This window comes from Sphingopyxis sp. GW821-FHT12F08, from assembly GCF_058806755.1.
Window position 1 is genome coordinate 345,038 of record NZ_JBXAQA010000006.1, and the last position, 18,767, is coordinate 363,804.

The 18,767-nt window shown below is 69.1% G+C and carries 16 protein-coding genes; all 16 read left to right on the forward strand.

Going from position 1 to position 18,767, the window contains the following annotated elements; all coding sequences use genetic code 11:
* Positions 1–18: 18 nt before the first annotated feature.
* The 16 genes from AC1RNQ_RS17765 to AC1RNQ_RS17840 all read left to right on the forward strand — a co-directional run bounded on the left by AC1RNQ_RS17765 (position 19) and on the right by AC1RNQ_RS17840 (position 18,764).
* Positions 19–1,566 carry an XrtA system polysaccharide chain length determinant gene (locus AC1RNQ_RS17765; protein ID WP_493173229.1) on the forward strand — a complete coding sequence of 516 codons (1,548 nt, stop codon included), beginning with the start codon at positions 19–21 and terminating at the stop codon, positions 1,564–1,566.
* 11 nt (positions 1,567–1,577) lie between these two features.
* A complete protein-coding gene (locus AC1RNQ_RS17770) occupies positions 1,578–2,612 on the forward strand; it encodes a P-loop NTPase (RefSeq protein ID WP_493173231.1) in 1,035 nt (344 codons plus the stop codon).
* Between the two features lie 2 nt (positions 2,613–2,614).
* On the forward strand, positions 2,615–4,342 hold the full coding sequence (locus AC1RNQ_RS17775; RefSeq protein WP_493173232.1) for a hypothetical protein: 1,728 nt from the start codon (positions 2,615–2,617) through the stop codon (positions 4,340–4,342).
* 19 nt (positions 4,343–4,361) lie between these two features.
* The gene (locus AC1RNQ_RS17780) at positions 4,362–5,879 is read left to right on the forward strand and encodes an XrtA/PEP-CTERM system-associated ATPase (RefSeq protein WP_493173233.1); all 1,518 of its coding nucleotides are present in this window, start codon (positions 4,362–4,364) and stop codon (positions 5,877–5,879) included.
* A 43-nt stretch (positions 5,880–5,922) separates the two neighbouring features.
* Positions 5,923–6,783: an XrtA system polysaccharide deacetylase gene (locus AC1RNQ_RS17785; RefSeq protein ID WP_493173234.1), complete on the forward strand. Its 861-nt coding sequence runs from the start codon at positions 5,923–5,925 to the stop codon at positions 6,781–6,783.
* A complete protein-coding gene (locus AC1RNQ_RS17790; protein WP_493173235.1) occupies positions 6,780–7,823 on the forward strand; it encodes a FemAB family XrtA/PEP-CTERM system-associated protein in 1,044 nt (347 codons plus the stop codon). Before AC1RNQ_RS17785 ends, AC1RNQ_RS17790 begins: the two co-directional genes overlap by 4 nt.
* An 11-nt stretch (positions 7,824–7,834) precedes the next feature.
* Positions 7,835–9,040 (forward strand): TIGR03087 family PEP-CTERM/XrtA system glycosyltransferase, encoded by a 1,206-nt coding sequence (locus AC1RNQ_RS17795; protein ID WP_493173236.1) that lies wholly within the window; start codon positions 7,835–7,837, stop codon positions 9,038–9,040.
* The gene (gene xrtA, locus AC1RNQ_RS17800; RefSeq protein WP_493173237.1) at positions 9,037–10,548 is read left to right on the forward strand and encodes an exosortase A; all 1,512 of its coding nucleotides are present in this window, start codon (positions 9,037–9,039) and stop codon (positions 10,546–10,548) included. The genes AC1RNQ_RS17795 and xrtA overlap by 4 nt, the downstream gene beginning before the upstream one ends.
* Positions 10,549–10,560: 12 nt before the next feature.
* Positions 10,561–12,456, forward strand: a complete 1,896-nt coding sequence (locus tag AC1RNQ_RS17805) for an XrtA/PEP-CTERM system amidotransferase (protein ID WP_493173238.1) — start codon at positions 10,561–10,563, stop codon at positions 12,454–12,456.
* 191 nt (positions 12,457–12,647) lie between these two features.
* Positions 12,648–13,853: a GNAT family N-acetyltransferase gene (locus AC1RNQ_RS17810; RefSeq protein ID WP_493173239.1), complete on the forward strand. Its 1,206-nt coding sequence runs from the start codon at positions 12,648–12,650 to the stop codon at positions 13,851–13,853.
* Positions 13,850–14,716, forward strand: a complete 867-nt coding sequence (locus tag AC1RNQ_RS17815) for a cupin-like domain-containing protein (RefSeq protein WP_493173240.1) — start codon at positions 13,850–13,852, stop codon at positions 14,714–14,716. Before AC1RNQ_RS17810 ends, AC1RNQ_RS17815 begins: the two co-directional genes overlap by 4 nt.
* Before the next feature lie 86 nt (positions 14,717–14,802).
* Positions 14,803–16,722, forward strand: coding sequence for an alpha/beta hydrolase family protein (locus AC1RNQ_RS17820; protein ID WP_493173242.1), 1,920 nt, complete (start codon positions 14,803–14,805; stop codon positions 16,720–16,722).
* Positions 16,723–16,795: 73 nt separating this feature from the next.
* Positions 16,796–17,014 carry a translation initiation factor IF-1 gene (infA, locus tag AC1RNQ_RS17825; protein WP_010162480.1) on the forward strand — a complete coding sequence of 73 codons (219 nt, stop codon included), beginning with the start codon at positions 16,796–16,798 and terminating at the stop codon, positions 17,012–17,014.
* Positions 17,011–17,613 carry a Maf family protein gene (locus tag AC1RNQ_RS17830; protein WP_493173244.1) on the forward strand — a complete coding sequence of 201 codons (603 nt, stop codon included), beginning with the start codon at positions 17,011–17,013 and terminating at the stop codon, positions 17,611–17,613. Before infA ends, AC1RNQ_RS17830 begins: the two co-directional genes overlap by 4 nt.
* Positions 17,606–18,580, forward strand: a complete 975-nt coding sequence (locus tag AC1RNQ_RS17835; protein WP_493173246.1) for a ribonuclease — start codon at positions 17,606–17,608, stop codon at positions 18,578–18,580. The genes AC1RNQ_RS17830 and AC1RNQ_RS17835 overlap by 8 nt, the downstream gene beginning before the upstream one ends.
* The gene (locus AC1RNQ_RS17840; RefSeq protein WP_493173248.1) at positions 18,570–18,764 is read left to right on the forward strand and encodes a DNA gyrase inhibitor YacG; all 195 of its coding nucleotides are present in this window, start codon (positions 18,570–18,572) and stop codon (positions 18,762–18,764) included. The genes AC1RNQ_RS17835 and AC1RNQ_RS17840 overlap by 11 nt, the downstream gene beginning before the upstream one ends.
* The last annotated feature ends 3 nt before the right edge of the window (positions 18,765–18,767 follow it).

Below are 18,767 nucleotides of genomic sequence, written 5' to 3' on the forward strand. Positions count from 1 at the left end.
AAGGACTGACACGAGACAATGAACGGCCTTTACGACGAATTCCGGGTGGCGCTGCACAGCGTCTGGACGCGCCGCTGGCTGGTGCTCGGCGTCGCCTGGGGGATCTGCATCCTCGGCTGGCTGGTGATCGCGTCGATCCCCAACCGCTATGATTCGCGCGCGCGCCTGCTCGTCGACATCAACGAGATCATCCCCGCCGACGCGCAGTCGGGCCCCTATGCCGACCGCGCGCGCATCGACCAGATCCGCGAGACGCTGACCAGCGCGCGCAACCTGGAAAAGGTCGCGATCACCACCGGCATGATCCCCGCGGGCGCGGGCGAGCGCGAAAAGGCCGGCGCCGTCGCCGCGCTGCAGAAGAATATCAAGGTCGTCCCCCAGCAGGATAATATCTTCGAGATCACCTCGAGCATCGGGGTCGGCAGCCTGTCGGACGCCGACAATGCCAGGCTCGCCTCGGGCGTGCTCGACAGCCTGATCACCGTCTTCCGCGACGAGCAGCTCCGCGGCGGGCGCATGACCGCGCGCGAGGGCCTCAAATTCCTCGATGCCCAGCTTGCCGACCGCGAAAAGGCGCTGGGCGAGGTCGAGGCGCGCCGCGCCGCCTTCGAGGCGAAGAATATCGGCCTCATCTCCAGCGGCACTGGCTCGCCCGGCCAGCGCATCGACCAGGCGCGCGCCGAACTCGGCCAGATCGAGACCCAGCTTGCCGCGGCGCAGGGCGCGCTCGCGGCGGCGAACGGACAGATGGCGACCACGCCTGCAACGATCAACGTCCCCGGCCTCAACGCCACGGGCGGCGGCGTCGCGCGCCAGCAGCTCGCGGGCGCGCAGGCCGAACTCTCGTCGATGCGCGCGCGGGGGCTGACCGATGCGCACCCCGACGTCGTCGCGCTCAAGAGCCAGATCGCGTCGCTCAAAGCCATGGCCGACCGCGAAGGCACCGGCGGCGGGGGCGGCGGCAACGCGCAGAATCCCGCCTATGCGACGCTTGCCGCGATGCGCGCCGAGCGCCAGGCGACCGTCAGCGCGCTGTCGGCGCGCAAGGCGCAGCTGTCGAACGACATCGCGCAGATCACGGCCGCGCAGATCCAGAACCCCGGCGTCGCGTCCGAATATGAGCGGATCAACGGCGAATATACAGCGCTCAAGGCGCAATATGACCGGCTGATGGCGCAGCGCGAGCAGGTGCGCCTGCGCGGCGAGGTGCAGACCGAGACCGACTCGATCAAGATCGACCTGATCGATCCGCCGACGAAGCCGACCGCGCCCTCGGCGCCCAACCGGCCTTTGTTCCTGACGCTCGTCCTGTTCGCCGGCATCGGCGGCGGCATCGGCACCGCCTTCGGCCTCGGCCAGGTGCGCACCAGCTACGCCACCGCGGCGAAGCTCGAACGCGCCAGCGGCCTCCCCGTGATCGGCTCGATCACCGAGGTCGTGACCCCCGAGCGCCACGTCGAACGCAAGAAGAGGCTCGTCTGGCTCGCGGGGGGCGGCGGCGCGCTGGTGGCGCTGTTCCTGCTGCTGCTCGTCGCCGAATTCGTCCAGCGCGGCATGGTCGCCTGAGGGGTAATGACATGAACGAACACCGCCCCGTCAAGCGCACGCCCTCGCTGCTCGAACGCGCCGCCGACATGTTCGGCACCGATCCCGCCGCTGGCGCGCCGACGATCGACCTGTCGAGCCTGCCGCCCGAGCCCGAGAAAAAGGCCAAGGCGAAGAAGGCGCAGCCCGACCCCGCTCCCGAAGCGGCCGCGGAAGCGCCCAAGGCCGAAATCCTCGATCCGATCATCGAGCCCGCGCCCGTCGTCGAACCCGCGCCCAAAATCTCGCCGCGCAAGGACATCGCCAAGGCCGCGCCGGCGATCGTGCCGATGCGTCAGGGAACGATCGACCGCGACAAGCTGGCGGCGCGCGGCATGGTGGTGCCCGGCGCCGCGGTCAGCGGGATCAGCGAAGAATATCGCATCGTGAAGCGCGAGATCATCCGCAACTTCGCCGGCGGTCCCGGCCGTCCCGTGCTGCCGCGCGGCCACCGCGTGCTGATCGCCTCGGCGAACCCGGGCGAGGGCAAGACCTTTTCAGCGGTCAATCTCGCCCTCAGCCTCGCGGTTGAAACCGACCATGACGTCCTGCTGATCGACGCCGACATCGCCAAGCCCAGCGTGCTCGAAGCGCTCGGGCTCGAAAACGGTCCCGGGCTGATGGACGCGCTCGCCGACCCGCATCTGCCGCTCGGCGACTGCCTGATCCAGACCGACATCGCGGGGCTCAAGGTGATGCCCGCCGGCACGGCGCATATGCACGACACCGAATTGCTCGCTTCGGCGCGCACCGAGGCCTTGCTCGCGCAGCTTGAGCAGGGGGCTCCGGGCCGCATCATCATCCTCGATTCGCCGCCGGTGCTCGCCGCTTCGCCCGCCGCGGTGCTCGCTGGGCATGTCGGCCAGCTGATCATGGTCGTGCGCGCCGACGAGACGCTCGAAAGCGCGCTCCGCGACGCGATCGGCCTCATGGGCGCCTGCCCGCACATCCAGCTGCTGCTCAACGGGGTCAAATATTCGCCCGGCGGCCGCCGCTTCGGCACCTATTACGGACAAGGAGGCGCTTGACCATGCGCACCACTCTCCCCCACGCCCGCCGTGGCGTCATGACGCTCGCCGCGCTGCTCCTCGCGGGCACCGCGACCAGCGCACACGCGCAATTCTCCGGCCCCGAAAGCGGCGGCGGATCGAGCGATAGCGCGTCGGCGCCGGCAGCCGAAAGCGGCGGCGGAAAGAAGAGCGACGAACGCGGGCAGCGCCGCAGCAAGCGCGTCGTCGACGTCAGTCCCTATCTCGAAGTCGGCCAGGTGCTCACCGCCGATCTCAACAACGGCGGCGACGTGCTCACCTATACCACGCTCGCGGCCGGGGTCGACGCGTCGATCGTGACGCGCCGCGCCGAGGTCGCCGCGACGCTCCGCTACGAATATCGCATCGGCGAATCGGGCGGGCTCGGCGACTCGCACACCGTCAGCGGCTTGCTCCGCGGCCGCTACGAACTCGCGCGCGGCTTCAACGTCGAGGCCGGCGCGCTCGCGACGCGCACCCGCGCCGACGGGCAGGGCGGCGGCGGCGAGGATATCTTCATCGGCAGTGGTGCGAACACCGCCAACGTCTACTCGGTCTATGCCGGGCCGACCTTCGCGCGCCGCATCGGCGGGCTCGACGTCGGCGCCGGCTATCGCTTCGGCTACAACAAGGTCGAGGTCGAAGACGCGCCGGTCCTCGCGCCCGGTGCGGTCAGCCAGGACATTTTCGACAGCTCGACCAACCATGTCGCCTGGGCCAGCGTCGGGCAGAAGCCCGGCGACCTGCCCTTCGGCTGGCAGGTCTCGGGCGGCTATGAGCGCGAGGATGCGAGCCAGCTCGACCAGCGCTTCGAGGGCAAATATGCCCGCGCCGATGTGACCGTGCCGATCGGACCAACCTTCGCCTTGCTCGGCGGCGTCGGCTACGAGGATATCGAGATCAGCGAGCGCAGTCCGGTGGTCGACGCGGCCGGCGTGCCCGTGCGCGACGCCAACGGCCGCTTCGTCACCGACCCGAACAGCCCGCGCCAGCTGTCCTTCGACACCGACGGGCTGATCTGGGACGCGGGCGTGATGTGGCAGCCCAGCCGCCGCACCTCGCTCACCGCGCGCGTCGGGCGCCGCTATGGCGACACCATCTACACCGGCAGCTTCTATTACCGCCCCGGCCACGCGACGCAGATCCAGATCGGCGTCTATGACGGCATTTCCAGCTTCGGGCGCGGGCTTTCCGCAGGGCTCGCGGGGCTGCCGACGCAGTTCGACCCGACGCGCAACCCGATCGACGGCGACGTCAACAGCTGCCAGTTCGGCGCAGAGGGCGGCGGCTGTCTCAACAATGCGCTGTCGAACGCGACCGGCGCGCAGTTCCGCAGCCGCGGCATCCAGGGCATCTTCACCAGCCGCGCGGGCCCGTGGAGCTACGGCATCGGCGCGGGCTACGACCGCCGCCGCCTGCTGGTGCCCGCGCTGTCGCAGATCGCCGAACTCAACGGTACGATCGACGAGAATTATTATCTCTTCGCCTCGATCGGGCGCCAGCTCGGCCGCGACGCCGACCTGTCGCTCGCCGGCTTCTACAATTATTTCGACAATGGCGCGCCGAACGCGTCCGACGTCCAGTCGGCGGGGGGCTCGCTCGTCTATTCGCGGCGCTTCTGGCGCGGCCTGACCGGCAGCGCGGCGGCCAGCATCACGCATTTCGACCAGGACGGCTTCAACAGCCAGCTCATCGGCTCGGCGCTCGTCGGCCTGCGCTACAATTTCTGATCATAGGGAAGAGACGGTTATGTACGATCAGTTCTACGGCTTTACGGGACGCCCGTTCCAGCTGACGCCCGATCCGGCTTTCTATTTCGAGAGCGGGACGCACCGCAAGGCGATGTCCTACCTCGGCTACGGCCTCGCGCAGGGCGAAGGCTTCATCGTGATCACCGGCGATGTCGGCGCGGGCAAGACGACGCTCGTCGGCCACCTGATGAACACGATCGACCCCAACCGCCTGACCGCGGTCAAGCTGGTGTCGACGCAGGTCGAGGGCGACGACCTGCTCCGCCTCGTCGCCGAACAATTCGGCCTCGGCTGGGAAGGCGAGAGCAAGGCCGAGCTGCTGCGCGCGATCGAGCAGTATCTGCGCGAACAGGCGCGCGCCGGCCGCCGCACCTTGCTGATCGTCGACGAGGGGCAGAATCTCGCGATCTCGGCGCTCGAAGAATTGCGCATGCTGTCGAACTTCCAGCTCGGCGGCCATTCGCTGCTGCAGATCTTCCTGCTCGGCCAGCCCGAGTTCCGCCAGACGCTCTTCCACTCGCCGCAGCTCGAGCAGCTCCGCCAGCGCGTGATCGCGACGCATCATCTCGATCCGATGGAGCCCGAGGAAGTCGAGCCCTATATCCTCCATCGCCTCGGCAAGGTCGGCTGGACGGGCAACCCCAGCTTCAGCCCCGACGCCTTCGAGGAAATCTTCGACCATAGCGAAGGCGTGCCGCGCAGGCTGAACGTGCTGGTCAGCCGCCTGCTGCTGTTCGGCGCGGTCGAACAGCTCAATCGCATCACCGGCCAGCATGTCCGCGCCGTCGTCGCCGAAGTCGAGGCCGACCGCGGCATCGACGCCGCGGCGCTCGTGCCGCCGCCGGTCGCGTCCGCCGCCCCGGCCCCCGTGGCGTCGCTCGCCCCGGTCGCGGTCGCCATGCCCGAACCGGTTGTGGAAGCCGCGCCTTTTGCGACACCTGAAACCGAAGCGCCGCTCGAATGGCCGGCGCGCTCGCACGCCGTCGAGCCGGTCGCCGAACCCGAGCCGGAGGCGGCCACGCCGCCGCCTTTCGCCGCGCCCGCCGCGCAGCCCGCGCTCGGCCTCGACCGCCTGTCGCTGCGCGCGGTGCCCGAAGAGGTCGAGGCGCTGCCGCCATCGCACCACGCCAGCTTCGTCGAGGCGCGCAGCCTCGTCGCGCAGCAGCTCGGTCTCGCGTCCGCCGCGCCGGCCGCCGAGGCCGCACCCTTCGCCTCGCCCGTCCCGGCCTTCGAGCCGATGGCCGAAGCGGAAGAAGGCGAAGCGCTCGAACTCGGCACCTTCGAACTCGAGGCCGAGGTCCCGGCCGAACCCGAGGTCGCGGTCGCGCCCGCTGCAACCGAACCGTCGGTCGACGACGCGCATCTCGTCGCGCTCCAGCGCCAGATCGCCGGGCTCGAAGCGCGCATCGCCGACCAGGACGCCGCGCTCCGCCGCGTGCTTGATTTGTTGATCGATTGGGTCGAGCGTGACCCGGCGAACGCGCCCGACCCGGCGGCGCAGACCTGGGCCGCCTGAGGCGGCCGGGTCGCCGCGCGCGGGTCGATGAAGGTGATGGAAGATGCAGAACGGCCTGTCGGTCGATGTCGAGGACTGGTTCCAGGTCGGCGCCTTTGAGCGCACGATCGACCGTACCGACTGGCTGGCGCTCGAATGCCGCGTCGAGGCGAACAGCGACGCGGTGCTGCAAATCTTCGCCGACGCCGGGGTCAAGGGGACTTTCTTCACGCTCGGTTGGGTCGCCGAACGCTATCCCGCGCTGATCCGGCGCATCGTCGATGCGGGGCACGAACTCGCGAGCCACGGCTACGACCACAAGCGCGTCTTCAACATGACTGCCGGCGAATTCGCCGCTGACCTCAAGAAGACGCAGGCGATTCTCGAAGATTTGGGCGGCGTCGCGGTGCGCGGCTATCGCGCGCCCAGCTTCTCGGTCGACACGCGCACCCCCTGGGCGCATGCGGTGCTCGCCGAACAGGGCTATGCCTATTCGTCAAGCGTCGCGCCCGTCGTCCACGACCATTATGGCTGGCCGCAAAGCCCGCGCCACGCCTGGCGCCCCTTGCCCGACAGCGACCTCGTCGAATGGCCGGTGACCACCGCGCGCTTCGCCGGGCGCACGCTCGCGGCGGGGGGCGGGGGCTTCATGCGCCTGCTGCCCTACGGCTTCACCCGCTGGGCGATCGCGCGCATGAATGCCGAGGGGCATCCGGCGATCCTCTATTTCCACCCGTGGGAAATCGACCCCGGCCAGCCGCGCGTCGCCGATGCGCCGCTCAAATCGAAGATCCGCCATTACAGCGGCCTGTCGGCGATGGCCGGCAAGCTGAAGAAATTGCTCGCCGATTTCGAATGGACCCGCGCCGATGCGCTGCTCCCGGCGCAGCAGGGCCGTGCCGTCCCGTGGCGCGCGGCGGCATGAACGCGCCGTCGCACGGTTTCGCGCCGCTTGGGCAAGCGGACGCCTGGGACGCCTATGTCGACGCGCATCCGCAGGCGACGCCTTTCCACACGCGCGCCTGGTGCGAGGCGATCACCAAGGCCACCGGCCACAAATATCATCTGATCGCCCAGCGCGACGCCGCGGGGCGCATCGTCGGACTGCTCCCGCTCCACCATGTCCGCTCGCCGCTGTTCGGGCAGGCGCTCGTCGCCAGCGGCTTCGCGGTCGGCGGCGGCATCCTCGCCGACAATGACGATATCGCGGCGGTGCTCGCCGACGCCGCGGTCGACCTCGCCGCCTCGCTCGGCGTCCCCTCGATCGAACTGCGCGGCGGCCCGCTGCCCGACGGCTGGCCCGTCGAGGCCGACGTCTACGCCGGCTTCGCCCGCGACCTCGCCAAGGACGAGGAAGCCGAACTCCTCGCCATCCCCCGCAAGCAGCGCGCCGAAGTCCGCAAGGCGCTGGCGAGCGACCTCATAGTCTCGGTCGGCACCGACGCCGAACACCGCGCGGCACATTATCGGACCTATGCGACCAGTGTCCGCAATCTCGGCACACCGGTGTTCCCCAAGTCTCTATTTTCGCACGTCCTTGATGGCTTCGGCGACCAAGCCGACATCCTCAACGTGCGCAACGATCGTGAAGTCGTAGCCTCCGTCCTCAGCCTCTATTGGCGCGGCACCGTCATGCCCTATTGGGGCGGCGGCCTCGCCTTGGCGCGCACGCTGCGCGCCAACGAGCTGATGTACTTCGCCCTGATGAACCACGCGCGCGCCAAGGGCTGCACCCGTTTCGACTTCGGCCGCTCGAAGCTCGGCACCGGCCCCTTCGCTTACAAGAAGAACTGGGGCTTCGAGCCTGAACCGCTCACCTACGCCCGCTGGCTCGCCGAGGGCGAAACCGCGCGCGACACCAACCCGACCAGCGCCAAATACCGGCTGCAGGTCGACCTGTGGAAGAAGCTGCCACTTTGGGCCGCCAACCGCATCGGACCGCTGATCGCGCGCGGCCTCGGCTGACGGACTCTTTGATGACCGAAATCCTGTTCCTCGTTCACCGCGCGCCCTGGCCCCCCGACCGCGGCGACCGCATCCGCAGCTGGCACATGTTCGAGGCGCTGGCGAAGCTCGCCCCCGTCCATGTCGCCGCGCTCGCCGACAATACGGCCGACGCCGACGCCGCACGCACGAAAATGGCGCCGCTCTGCGCCAGTCTGTGCATCGAGGTCCGGGGCGTCTCGCGCCCGCTCGCGCTCGCGCAGGCGGTGCTCTACGGCGAGCCGGTGTCGAACCGGCTGTTCGGCAATGCCGCGCTCGCGCGCCATGTCGACGCGTTGCTCGCGGGCGGCACGATCACGCACATCGTCGCCTTCTCGGGCCAGATGGCGCAATATCTGCCGCCGCGTTTCGACGGACCGATCCTGATGGATTTCGTCGACGTCGACTCCGCCAAATTCGCCACTTACGCGGCGCAGGACAAGCGTCAACCGCTCCACTGGGTCCACGCCCGCGAAGCGCGCCGCCTCGCCGATTATGAAGCCGAGGTTGCCGCGCGCGCCGACGCCAGCCTGTTCGTCAGCGCGGCCGAGGCAGCGCTGTTCCGCGGTCGCAGCGGCCTCGACGACCGCCGCGTGCAGGCGGTCGAGAATGGCATCGATACGGCCGGATTCGATCCGGCGCTGGCCTTTGACCCGGTCGGGCGGGGCGAGGGGCCGCTTGCGGTGTTCACTGGCCAGATGGACTATCGCCCCAATATCGACGCGGTGCGCTGGTTCGCGAACGACATATTGCCGCTCGTTCGCCGCGGGCACGCGCAGGCGCGCTTCGCGATCGTCGGCCGCGCGCCCACCGAGGAGGTAAAGGCGCTCGCGGCGCTGCCCGGCGTGATCGTCACCGGCGAAGTTCCCGACGTCCGCCCCTGGCTCGCCGCCGGCGACGCGGTGGTCGCGCCTTTGCTCCTCGCGCGCGGGATCCAGAACAAATTGCTCGAGGCGATGGCGATGGCGCGCCCGGTGGTCGCCAGCCCGGCTGCCGCCGAGGGCATCGACGCCGAAGCCGGTACCCACCTGCTCGTCGCTGACGGTGCTGAGGGGATCGCGGCGGCGGTCGGCACCTGCTTCGGCGACCCCGCGCGCGCCGCCGCGATGGGACAGGCGGCGCGCGCGCGGATGATCGCGCGCTACGGCTGGGACGCGCGGCTCGCGCCGCTCGGGCGCCTGCTGGGGCTCGCGGCATGAGCGCGGCGGCGCTGACCCGTCCGCGCGAATGGACACGCTGGCAGCGGCACCTTGTCGCGTTCGGCGCGCTGTCGCTCGCGATCCTTACGATCTTCCACCGCGACGCCGCTGACATGGCGGACATCTGGTGGAACAGCGCGCCTTTCACGCACTGCCTGCTGATGGTGCCGATGATCGGCTGGCTTGTCGCGCAGCGCGTGCCGCAATTGCGAACGCTGGCTCCGACTTATTGGTGGCCCGCATTGACCTGGCTCGCGGGCGGCGGCTTTACTTGGCTCGTCGGCGAGGCGGCGGGGGTCGGCCTGTTCCGCCAGCTCGGGCTGGTGCTGATGCTCCAGGGCGCGGTCGGCGCTGTGCTCGGCGAAAAGCTGGTGCGCGGGCTGCTATTTCCGCTCGGCTACGCGCTGCTGCTCGTGCCCTTCGGCGAGGAGCTGGTGCCCTTGCTCCAGACCTTCACTGCGAAGATCAGCATCATCCTGCTCCATCTCTCGGGATTGCAGGCCGAGATCGAGGGCGTCTTCATCACCACCCGCGCGGGCTTCTTCGAGGTCGCCGAGGAATGTTCGGGGGTCAATTTCCTGATCGCGATGCTCGCCTATTCGGTGTTCGCGGCGCACCTCTGTTTCAGGAGCTGGACGCGGCGGATCGTCTTTGTCGTGGCGGCGCTCGCCACGACGATCTTCGCCAACGCCATCCGCGCGTGGGGGACGATGGTCGCGGCCGAGATCTGGGGGATCGAGCGCGCGGGCGGGATCGACCATGTCATCTACGGCTGGGTCTTTTTCGGCCTTGTGATCCTGCTCGTGATGCTCGTCGCAAAGCGCTGGTTCGACCGGCCGGCGAACGACGCCGCGGTCGATATGTCGGGCTTGCAGGGCGCACCGCGCTTCGCCGGCCCTGCAAAGGCGGTGCTCCCCATCGCGCTCGCAATCCCGCTGGCCTTCGCCGGCTGGGCGTCGCTGGTCGGCGGCCGCTCGGCGCCGCTGGCCGAGACGATGGTGATCGCCTCCCCGCCGGGCTGGGCCGAGGTCATCCTCGAACGCCCCTCCTGGTCGCCGCGCTTCGACGGCGCCGATCAGGTGCAGATTCTGCACTTCACCGACGCCGCGCGGCGGCAGGTGACCGTCGCGATCGGTGGCTACGAGCGCCAGGCCGAGGGGCGCGAGGTCGTCGCCTTCGGGCAGGGCGCGGTCGATCCCGACAGCAAATGGGCGTGGAGCGCGGCGCTTCCCACCATCGACGGCGGCAAGACCGAACGGCTGCTCCACCCCGGCCCCGTGCTGCGCGACGCCGCGACTTGGTACATCGTCGACGGCGCCGTCACCGGCAGCCCGCGCGCCGCGAAACTCGCGGGACTCAGGGCGCGGCTGCTCGGCGGCGATCCGCGCGCGCTGTCGCTGATCGTGTCGAGCGAGGAGGGGCAGGGGGGCGCCGCTGCGATCACCGATTTCCTTTCCGCGTCGGGCGGAGCGCAGGCGATGGCTGACCGCGCGCTGAAAAGCCGCTAAGCCCAGAAGAATATGTGCGGGATCGCGGGCCTCTATCATCTGGACACGGCGAAGCCGGTCGACCCCGCGCGGCTGCGCGCGATGCTGCATCCGATGGCGCACCGCGGCCCCGATGGCAGCGGCACCTGGACCGCGCCCGGGGTCGGCCTCGCGCACCTCCGCCTCTCGATCATCGACATCGCGGGCAGCCCGCAGCCGATGGCGAGCGACGACGAGGCGGTGACGCTGACCTACAACGGCGAAATCTATAATTTCCGCGAGCTGCGCGCCGAACTCGAGGAGCGCGGCCACCGTTTCCGCACCAGCGGCGATACCGAGGTGATCATCGCGGCGTGGCGCCAATGGGGCGTCGAATGCCTGTCGCGGCTCAACGGCATGTTCGCCTTCGCGCTCCACGACCACCAGCGCCAATGCCTGTTCCTCGCGCGCGACCGGCTCGGCGTAAAGCCGCTGCACCATGCCCGGCTGTCCGACGGCTCGCTGGCCTTCGCGTCCGAGCTCAAGGGGCTGCTGCGCCACCCGCTGCTGCGGCAGGAAGCCAATCTGTCGGCGGTCGAGGATTTCCTCGCGCTGGGCTATGTCCCCGACGACAATTGCATCGTCGCGGGGGTGCAGAAACTGCCCGCTGGCCATTATCTGCTGCTCGAACGCGGCAAGCCCGTGCCCGCGCCGACGCGCTGGTGGGCGCCCGATTTTTCGAAGCGCATCCGCGCGAGCGAGGGCGAGGCGGCCGAGCATCTGGTCCATCTGATGCGCGCCGCGGTGACCGACCGCATGGTCTCCGACGTGCCGCTCGGCGCCTTCCTGTCGGGCGGGGTCGATTCGAGCGCGGTGGTCGCGCTGATGGCCGAGGCCAGCAGCAAGGCAGTCAAGACCTGCACCATCGGATTCGATCAGGCCGCGCTCGACGAAACGGCCTATGCGCAAGCGATCGCCGAACGCTTTGCGACCGATCACCGTACGCGCACCGTTGCGGCGAGCGACTTCGACCTCGTCGACCGCATCGCCGACATGTTCGACGAGCCCTTCGCCGACGCGAGCGCGCTGCCGACCTACCGCGTGTGCGAACTCGCGCGCGAGGAGGTGACGGTCGCGCTGTCGGGCGACGGCGCCGACGAGGCGTTCGCGGGCTATCGCCGGCTGGTCTTCCAGCATCAGGAGGAGCGGCTGCGCGGGCTGATCCCCGGTGTGCTGCGCCGCAATATCCTGGGGCCGCTGGCGAAGGTCTGGCCGCAGATGGATTGGGCGCCGCGACCCTTGCGCGCCCGCGCCACGCTCGCCAGCCTGTCGAAGAGCGGGGCAGAGGGCTATGCCGAGGCAGTCGGCGTCACCGGCCCCGACCAGCGCGCACGGCTGTTCAACGGCGCGGCGAAATCCGCGCTCGGCGATCATGTCGCCGAGGCGCGCTACTGGAAGGCGATGGCCGACGCCCCCGCGCGCGAACCGCTGGACCGTGCGCAATACGCCGACCTAACGATCTGGCTCCCCGGCGACATCCTGACCAAGACCGACCGGATGAGCATGGCGGTGAGCCTCGAGGCGCGCGAACCTTTGCTCGACTATCGCCTGATCGAATTCGCCGCGAGCCTGCCGGCGTCGATGCGCGTGAAGGGCGGCACCGGCAAGGCGATCATGAAACAGGCGATGGAACGCTATCTGCCGCACGACATCCTCTACCGTCCGAAAATGGGCTTCGTGACCCCGGTCTCGCACTGGTTCCGCGGGCCGCTCGTCGAGGCGGCGAAGGGGCTCGCAACCTCGTCGACGCTCGCGCGCGCGGGCTGGTTCGACATGGCCGAGATCGAACGCATCGTCGCCGCGCACCAGTCGGGCCGTCGCGACCATGGCCGGCTGATCTGGCAATTCTTCATGCTGGAAAAGTCGCTGGCGAAGCTGTTCGGGATTTAGTCTCCCCTTTCTGTTCTCCCCTCCCTGCAAGGGAGGGGGCGGGGGTGGGTCGCGAGGCGTCGCCTCGCCTCCGACCTCGGGAGAAAAGGAAGAACGCCTGCGGCTACCCACCCCTAACCCCTCCCTTGCAGGGAGGGGAACTAGCCCCGCCAGCCACCTCATCTTAACCCCTCGCTGCTAGCCTGACCCCGATGACGGTCCATCCTGCCTTTCCGGTCGACGGCACCCCCGTGCCGGCCAGCGCCGCGCCGCTGACAGTGCGCGTCGTCGACCCGCTCGCGCTGTCGCCGCCGCTCGCCGCGGCATGGGACGCGGTCGCCGTGGCGGCGAGCGAGCCCAATCCCTTTGCCGAGCGCTGGTGCCTGCAATCGGCGCTCCACCTGCTCGACCCCGAACGCCACACGCGGCTGGTGATGGTGCGCGACGGCGCCGACGGGCCGGTGATCGGGGTGATGCCGCTCGCGCCCGCGCGCCATTATGGCCGGCTGCCGCTGCGCCATGTCGCCGGCTGGGCGCATCCCAATCATTTCCTTGGGCTCCCGCTCGTCCGTGCGGGGTTCGAAAGCCTCTTCTGGTCGATCCTGCTCGGCTGGTGCGACGCCGCGCCCTGGGCGAAGACCTTGCTGCACGTGCCGCGCCTGACCGAGGGCGGCCCGCTGCACCGCGCGTTGATCGACGTCGCGCGCGTGCGCGGCGGCGAGGCCGCGATGGTCCATCGCGAGGAACGCGCACTGCTCGAAAGCGACCTGTCGCCCGAGGCCTATTGGGATGCCGCGGTGCGCGCGAAGAAGCGCAAGGAGCACCGCCGGCAGGCGAACCGCCTCGCCGAGCAGGGCACAGTCGCCTTCCGCCGCTGGTCGGCGGACGAGCCGGTCGAACCCTGGGTCGACGCCTTCCTCGCCCTCGAGGCGCGCGGCTGGAAAGGCCGCGCCGGATCGGCGCTCGCGAGCCATGGCGAGACCGAGGCCTGGTTCCGCGCGATCCTCGCCGGAGCGGCTGAGGCGGGCCGCCTCGACATGCGCGCGCTCGACCTCGACGGTCGTCCGCTCGCGATGCTGGTCAATTTCCTCGCCCCGCCCGGCGGCTTTTCGTTCAAGACCGCGTTCGACGAGGATTATGCGCGCTTCTCGCCGGGGGTGCTGCTGCAACAGGCGAATCTCGACCTGCTCGCCGACTCCCGCATCGCCTGGGTCGACAGCTGCGCCGCGCCCGGCCATCCGATGATCGACAGCGTGTGGCGCGAGCGTCGCGCGCTCGTCTGGGTCAATGTCCCACTCGGCAGCGCGGGCGATCGCCTGCGCTTTTCGCTGCTCACGAAAGCCGAAAAAATCTGGCGGCGCTGGAAGCGCGCCGAACCCGCGCCCGCCGAACCTTCCGAAGAACAGGACCAGCCATGACTGCGCACCAGGTAATCGACCGCCCCGTCTTTCCCGCCGAAACGCTGGAAGCGATAGAGGCGCTTTATCCCATGCAGGCGGGCCTGCTCCACCACCGGCTGCCCGACCATCCCCTGCTGTCGCTCGAAGCGCTGGCGGTGCTCGGCGAAGGGCTGCCCGGGATCCAGGTCGAATATAATCCCGGCGACGTGCCGATCGGCATCGCGCCCGAGGATTTGCCGTCGAACGGCCTGTCGATCGGCGAGACGATCCGGACGATCGACACCAACCGCAGCTGGGCGGTGCTCAAGAATATCGAGACTGTGCCCGACTACCGCGACCTGTTGCTGCGCCTGCTCGGCGAGCTCGAGCCCGTGGTGACCCCGCGTACCGGCGCGATGCTGACGCCGCAGGGTTTCGTCTTCATCTCCTCGCCGGGCTCGATCACGCCGTTCCACTTCGATCCCGAGCATAATATCCTACTCCAGCTGCGCGGCACCAAGGTAATGAACGTCTGGCCCGCGGGCGACGAGCGTTTCGCGCACCGCCGGGAGCATGAGCGCTATCACACCGGCGGCCACCGCAACCTGCCGTGGCAGGACGGCTATGAAGGCGGGCAGCAACAGGTGCCGCTCGCGCCCGGCGACGCGGTGCTGATGCCCGTGATGGCGCCGCATTATGTCGCCAACGGCGACGCGCCCTCGATCTCGCTGTCGATCACCTGGCGCAGCGAATGGAGCTATCGCGAATCCGAGGCGCATGCCGCCAATGCGGCGCTGCGCCGCATGGGGCTCGACCCCGCGATGCCGCCGCGCTGGCCGAGCTATGCCTGGGCCAAGACCGTCGGCTGGCGCGTGGCGCGGCGTTTGCGGCTGGTCGAGTAACGACCGGGTTGATTTGATTTTTCCGTCCCCTATCAAGGCGTTTCAACCGGGGGCGGGGAATGATTGGGCGGACAATAGGGACTATCATGGCGCTTGCGCTGGCTGGCGCGGCGCCTGCGGTTTTGGCCAATGAGGGGCCCGCGGCGGTCGGCGAGCGTCCGGCGCGTATCGCGACCGCCGACCTTGCGCGGCTGCCCGAATTTTCCGATGCGAAGCTGTCGCCCGACGGCATGCGCATCCTGTTTCGCCACCGCTCGGGCGGGGTCGAGCAAGTCGCCTATCGCGATTTAAAGGGCGAAAAGACCGCCGGTTTCGCGATTCCCGAAAAGGTCGATCTCAACTGGACTCGCTGGGCGGGCAACGGCCATATCCTTGTCAGCGTCGGTCGCAACACGCTGTTTCTCGGCCTGGAAGCCTATAAGTCGGTCCTGCTGCTCCACGATGTGACCAGCGGCGCGACGACCGTGATCTCGCGCGAGGGTCAGGGGCTCGAGGGCGACGACATCCTCTTCGTCGATCCCGACGGCCACTATCTGCTGCTGTCGATCCAGCGGACCATCTACGACTATCCCTCGGTATTCCGCGTCTCGCTGCCCGACGGCAAGATGTCCGAAATCGTTCGTCCGCGGCAGCCGATCTGGGAATGGTATGCCGACGACGCCGGCATCGTCCGGGCGGGCGTCGGCTGGGAAAGCCGCAAGGTCCGCTATTATTACCGCAAGACGGCCGAGGAGGATTTCCGGCTGATCGGTGCGGTGCGTCCGGGCGACAAGGAGGCCTTTTTCGACATCGCGAAGGTCGTGACGGGGTCGGACGAGGGCTATGTGCTCAGCGACGAAAAGACCGGCCGGCAGGCGCTGTACAAGTTCAACTACGGCACGCGCGAGATCGGCGACCTCGTTTACGGCAGCGACCGCTATGACATCGACGATTATTGGCTGACCACCGACGGCAAGGCGCTCGAGGGCGTGTCCTTCACCGACGATCGTGACCGGGTCGAATGGTTCGACGCCGATTCGAAGAAGCTGCAGGCGCAGATCGACCGCGCGGTGCCGAATCTGCAGGCCTGGGTCAGCTCGCGCAGCCGCGACGGCAACCGGCTGCTGATCCTGGGGACCGCGCCCGACGATCCCGGCGTCTATTTCATGCTCGACCGCAAGACGCGCGAGATGGCGATCGTCGCCGCGCGCATGCAGACGCTGCCGCCGGAGATGCTCGCGGTGACCAAGGCGGTGCGGTACAAGGCGCGCGACGGCAAGGAGATTCCGGCCTTCCTCACCTTGCCCAAGGGCCGCGAGGCGAAAGGGCTGCCGCTCGTTATCTTGCCGCACGGCGGTCCCTACGGGGTTCGCGACAAGCTGGACTATGATCCCGAGGTCCAGTTGCTCGCCAATCGCGGCTATGTGGTGCTGCAGCCCAATTACCGCGGCTCGGGCGGCTATGGCACCGAATATGGCGACGCCGGCATCGGCCAGATCGGCCGCGCGATGCAGGACGATCTGGACGATGGTATGGACTGGCTGGCGGCCGAAGGCATCGTCGACAAGGGGCGCGTCTGTGTCGTCGGCGCCTCCTATGGCGGCTATGCCGCGCTCTGGGCGGCGATCCGCAATCCCGAACGTTATCGCTGCGCCGCGAGTTTCGCCGGGGTGGCCGATTGGGACGCGATGCTGAAATACGACCGCCGCTACCTGACCAAGACGGCGAGCAAGAGCTGGCAGGCGCGCGTGACAGGCGAGGGCGAATTCGACCTCGCGGCGGTGTCGCCGACGCAGCAGGCCGCGCGGCTGACCCGCCCGATCCTGATCGCGCATGGCGAGGATGACAGCAACGTCCCGATCAGCCAGTCGAAGAAGCTCGTCGCCGCGCTCAAGAAGGCGGGCAAGAGCGATTATGAATATGTCGCCTACAAGGGCGAGGGTCATGGCTTTTCGGATCCGGCGAACCAGAAGGACTGGTTCGACCGGCTCGACGCCTTCCTGGCAAAGCATAATCCGGCGGGGTGACAGACCGCTTCCCATCGCGGCCATTTGCGGCTATGGGCGCGCATCCTGTTTCCTACAGACCGTTTGAGGATTGATGGCGAAAGAAGAACTTCTGGAAATGCGCGGCCAGGTGGTCGAACTGCTTCCCAACGCGATGTTCCGCGTAAAACTGGAAAACGATCACGAGATTCTCGGCCACACCGCCGGCAAGATGCGCAAGAACCGCATCCGCGTGCTCGTTGGCGACGAAGTGCTCGTCGAACTCACCCCCTATGACCTGACCAAGGGTCGGATCACCTATCGCTTCAAGTGAGCGGTGCGGTGAAGGCTCCCGCGCCAATTCCCGATCTGGTGCTGGCCTCGACGTCGCCGCGCCGGCTCGAACTGCTCGCGCGCATCGGCGTGGTTCCGGCGCGCATCGCAGCCCCCGAAATCGATGAAACGCCGCTGAAGGGCGAACTGCCGCGCGCTTATGTCGCACGGCTTGCGACAGGCAAGGCGCTCGCGGTCGAGCGCGCCGCGGACGAGGTGGTGCTCGCGGGCGATACCACCGTCGCGGTCGGACGCCGGATCCTCGAAAAGCCCGTCGACGAAGCCGACCTCCGCCGCATGCTCGGCCTGCTGTCGGGGCGGCGGCACCATGTCTGGTCGGGGGTCTGCGTCGTCGGACCCGACGGCAAGCCGCGCGTGCGCGTCGTCGATACGATCGTCGCCTTCAAGGCGCTGAGCGCCGCCGAGATCGACTGGTATGTCGCGAGCGACGAGGGGATGGGCAAGGCGGGCGGCTATGCGATCCAGGGCCGCGCCGAAAGCTTCGTCCGCTTCCTGTCGGGCAGCCATTCGAACGTCGTGGGCCTGCCATTGTTCGAGACGCGCAGCCTGCTGTCCGCCGCGGGCGTGCCTTTTGGCTGAGTGGCTCTACGAGGCCGGGATCGGCGAAGCGCGCGCCGCGCTGGTCGAGGACGGGCGGATCGTCGAAGCGCGGATCGAGCGCGAAGACGAGGGGCCGCGGATCGGTGCGATCCTCCACGCGCGGCTGACCGAGCCGGGCAAGCTCGTGCTCGACGCGCCGGGAGAACCCGCGGCGACGATCGCCGGGCTGCCCGCCGCCATTTCGCTCGGCACCAAACTCACCGTCGAAGTTGCGCGGATGGCGCTGCGCGAGCGCGGTCGCGACAAGCCGGCGCGGGTGCGGCTCGTCGAGCCGGGCGCGACGCTGGCCGACGGGCCCGACCTTCGCGCGCGAATGGCCGCGAGCACTATCCCCGTTGTCGATATCCACGCGCAGGGCCCCGATCGCCTCGAGCAAGCCGGCTGGTCCGAGCTGATCGACCAAGTCCGCGCCGGCCATTGGCCTTTCGCCGGCGGCGCGCTGTGGGTCGATACGACCCCCGCGATGACGCTGATCGACATCGACGGCGACGGCGATGCGCTGGCGCTCGCCAAGGCGGGCGCGATGGCGGCGGCCGAAGTCATCCGTTGCTGCGGCATCGGCGGATCGATCGGGATCGACTTTCCCTCGCTGCGCACCCGCGCCGAGCGGCTGGCGATCGACGCGCTGGTCGACGAACTGCTGCCGCAGCCGTTCGAGCGCACCGCGACCAACGGCTTCGGCCTGATGCAGATCATTCGCCGCCGCGAACGCCCGTCGCTGGTCGAGCAGATCCGCTTCGACCCCGTTGCCACCGACGCCGCGCTGCTGCTGCGCCAGGCCGAGCGCGCGGTGGGGGTGGGGGCGCTGACACTGACCGCGCGTCCGGCGGTCGCCGGGCATATTGCGGCGCACCCCGGCTGGACCCATATGCTGCAGACCCGCACCGGACGTCCCGTCGAAATCGCCACCGATGCCGCCATCAAAGGACCGGGCCATGCCCAGTAGATCATCCGCCAAACCGCGCGGCTGCCCGCTCTGCGGTAGTCCGCGCGTCGACGAATTCAAGCCCTTCTGCAGCCGCGGCTGCCGCGACCGCGACCTGCTCAACTGGTTCGGCGAGGGCTATCGCGTGCCCGCCGCCCAGCCCCCCGACGGGACGGCCGATGTCGACAATTTCACCGACGAATAGGCC

Bases quoted from the DNA above. Each gene is read 5' to 3' on its own strand.
- AC1RNQ_RS17805 (WP_493173238.1), top strand. From the start codon at position 10,561: ATGTGCGGGATCGCGGGCCTCTATCATCTGGACACGGCGAAGCCGGTC.
- AC1RNQ_RS17780 (WP_493173233.1), top strand. From the start codon at position 4,362: ATGTACGATCAGTTCTACGGCTTTACGGGACGCCCGTTCCAGCTGACG.
- infA (WP_010162480.1), top strand. From the start codon at position 16,796: ATGGCGAAAGAAGAACTTCTGGAAATGCGCGGCCAGGTGGTCGAACTG.
- AC1RNQ_RS17770 (WP_493173231.1), top strand. From the start codon at position 1,578: ATGAACGAACACCGCCCCGTCAAGCGCACGCCCTCGCTGCTCGAACGC.
- AC1RNQ_RS17840 (WP_493173248.1), top strand. From the start codon at position 18,570: ATGCCCAGTAGATCATCCGCCAAACCGCGCGGCTGCCCGCTCTGCGGT.
- AC1RNQ_RS17795 (WP_493173236.1), top strand. From the start codon at position 7,835: ATGACCGAAATCCTGTTCCTCGTTCACCGCGCGCCCTGGCCCCCCGAC.
- AC1RNQ_RS17765 (WP_493173229.1), top strand. From the start codon at position 19: ATGAACGGCCTTTACGACGAATTCCGGGTGGCGCTGCACAGCGTCTGG.
- AC1RNQ_RS17785 (WP_493173234.1), top strand. From the start codon at position 5,923: ATGCAGAACGGCCTGTCGGTCGATGTCGAGGACTGGTTCCAGGTCGGC.
- AC1RNQ_RS17820 (WP_493173242.1), top strand. From the start codon at position 14,803: ATGGCGCTTGCGCTGGCTGGCGCGGCGCCTGCGGTTTTGGCCAATGAG.
- AC1RNQ_RS17775 (WP_493173232.1), top strand. From the start codon at position 2,615: ATGCGCACCACTCTCCCCCACGCCCGCCGTGGCGTCATGACGCTCGCC.
- AC1RNQ_RS17815 (WP_493173240.1), top strand. From the start codon at position 13,850: ATGACTGCGCACCAGGTAATCGACCGCCCCGTCTTTCCCGCCGAAACG.
- AC1RNQ_RS17810 (WP_493173239.1), top strand. From the start codon at position 12,648: ATGACGGTCCATCCTGCCTTTCCGGTCGACGGCACCCCCGTGCCGGCC.
- AC1RNQ_RS17790 (WP_493173235.1), top strand. From the start codon at position 6,780: ATGAACGCGCCGTCGCACGGTTTCGCGCCGCTTGGGCAAGCGGACGCC.
- xrtA (WP_493173237.1), top strand. From the start codon at position 9,037: ATGAGCGCGGCGGCGCTGACCCGTCCGCGCGAATGGACACGCTGGCAG.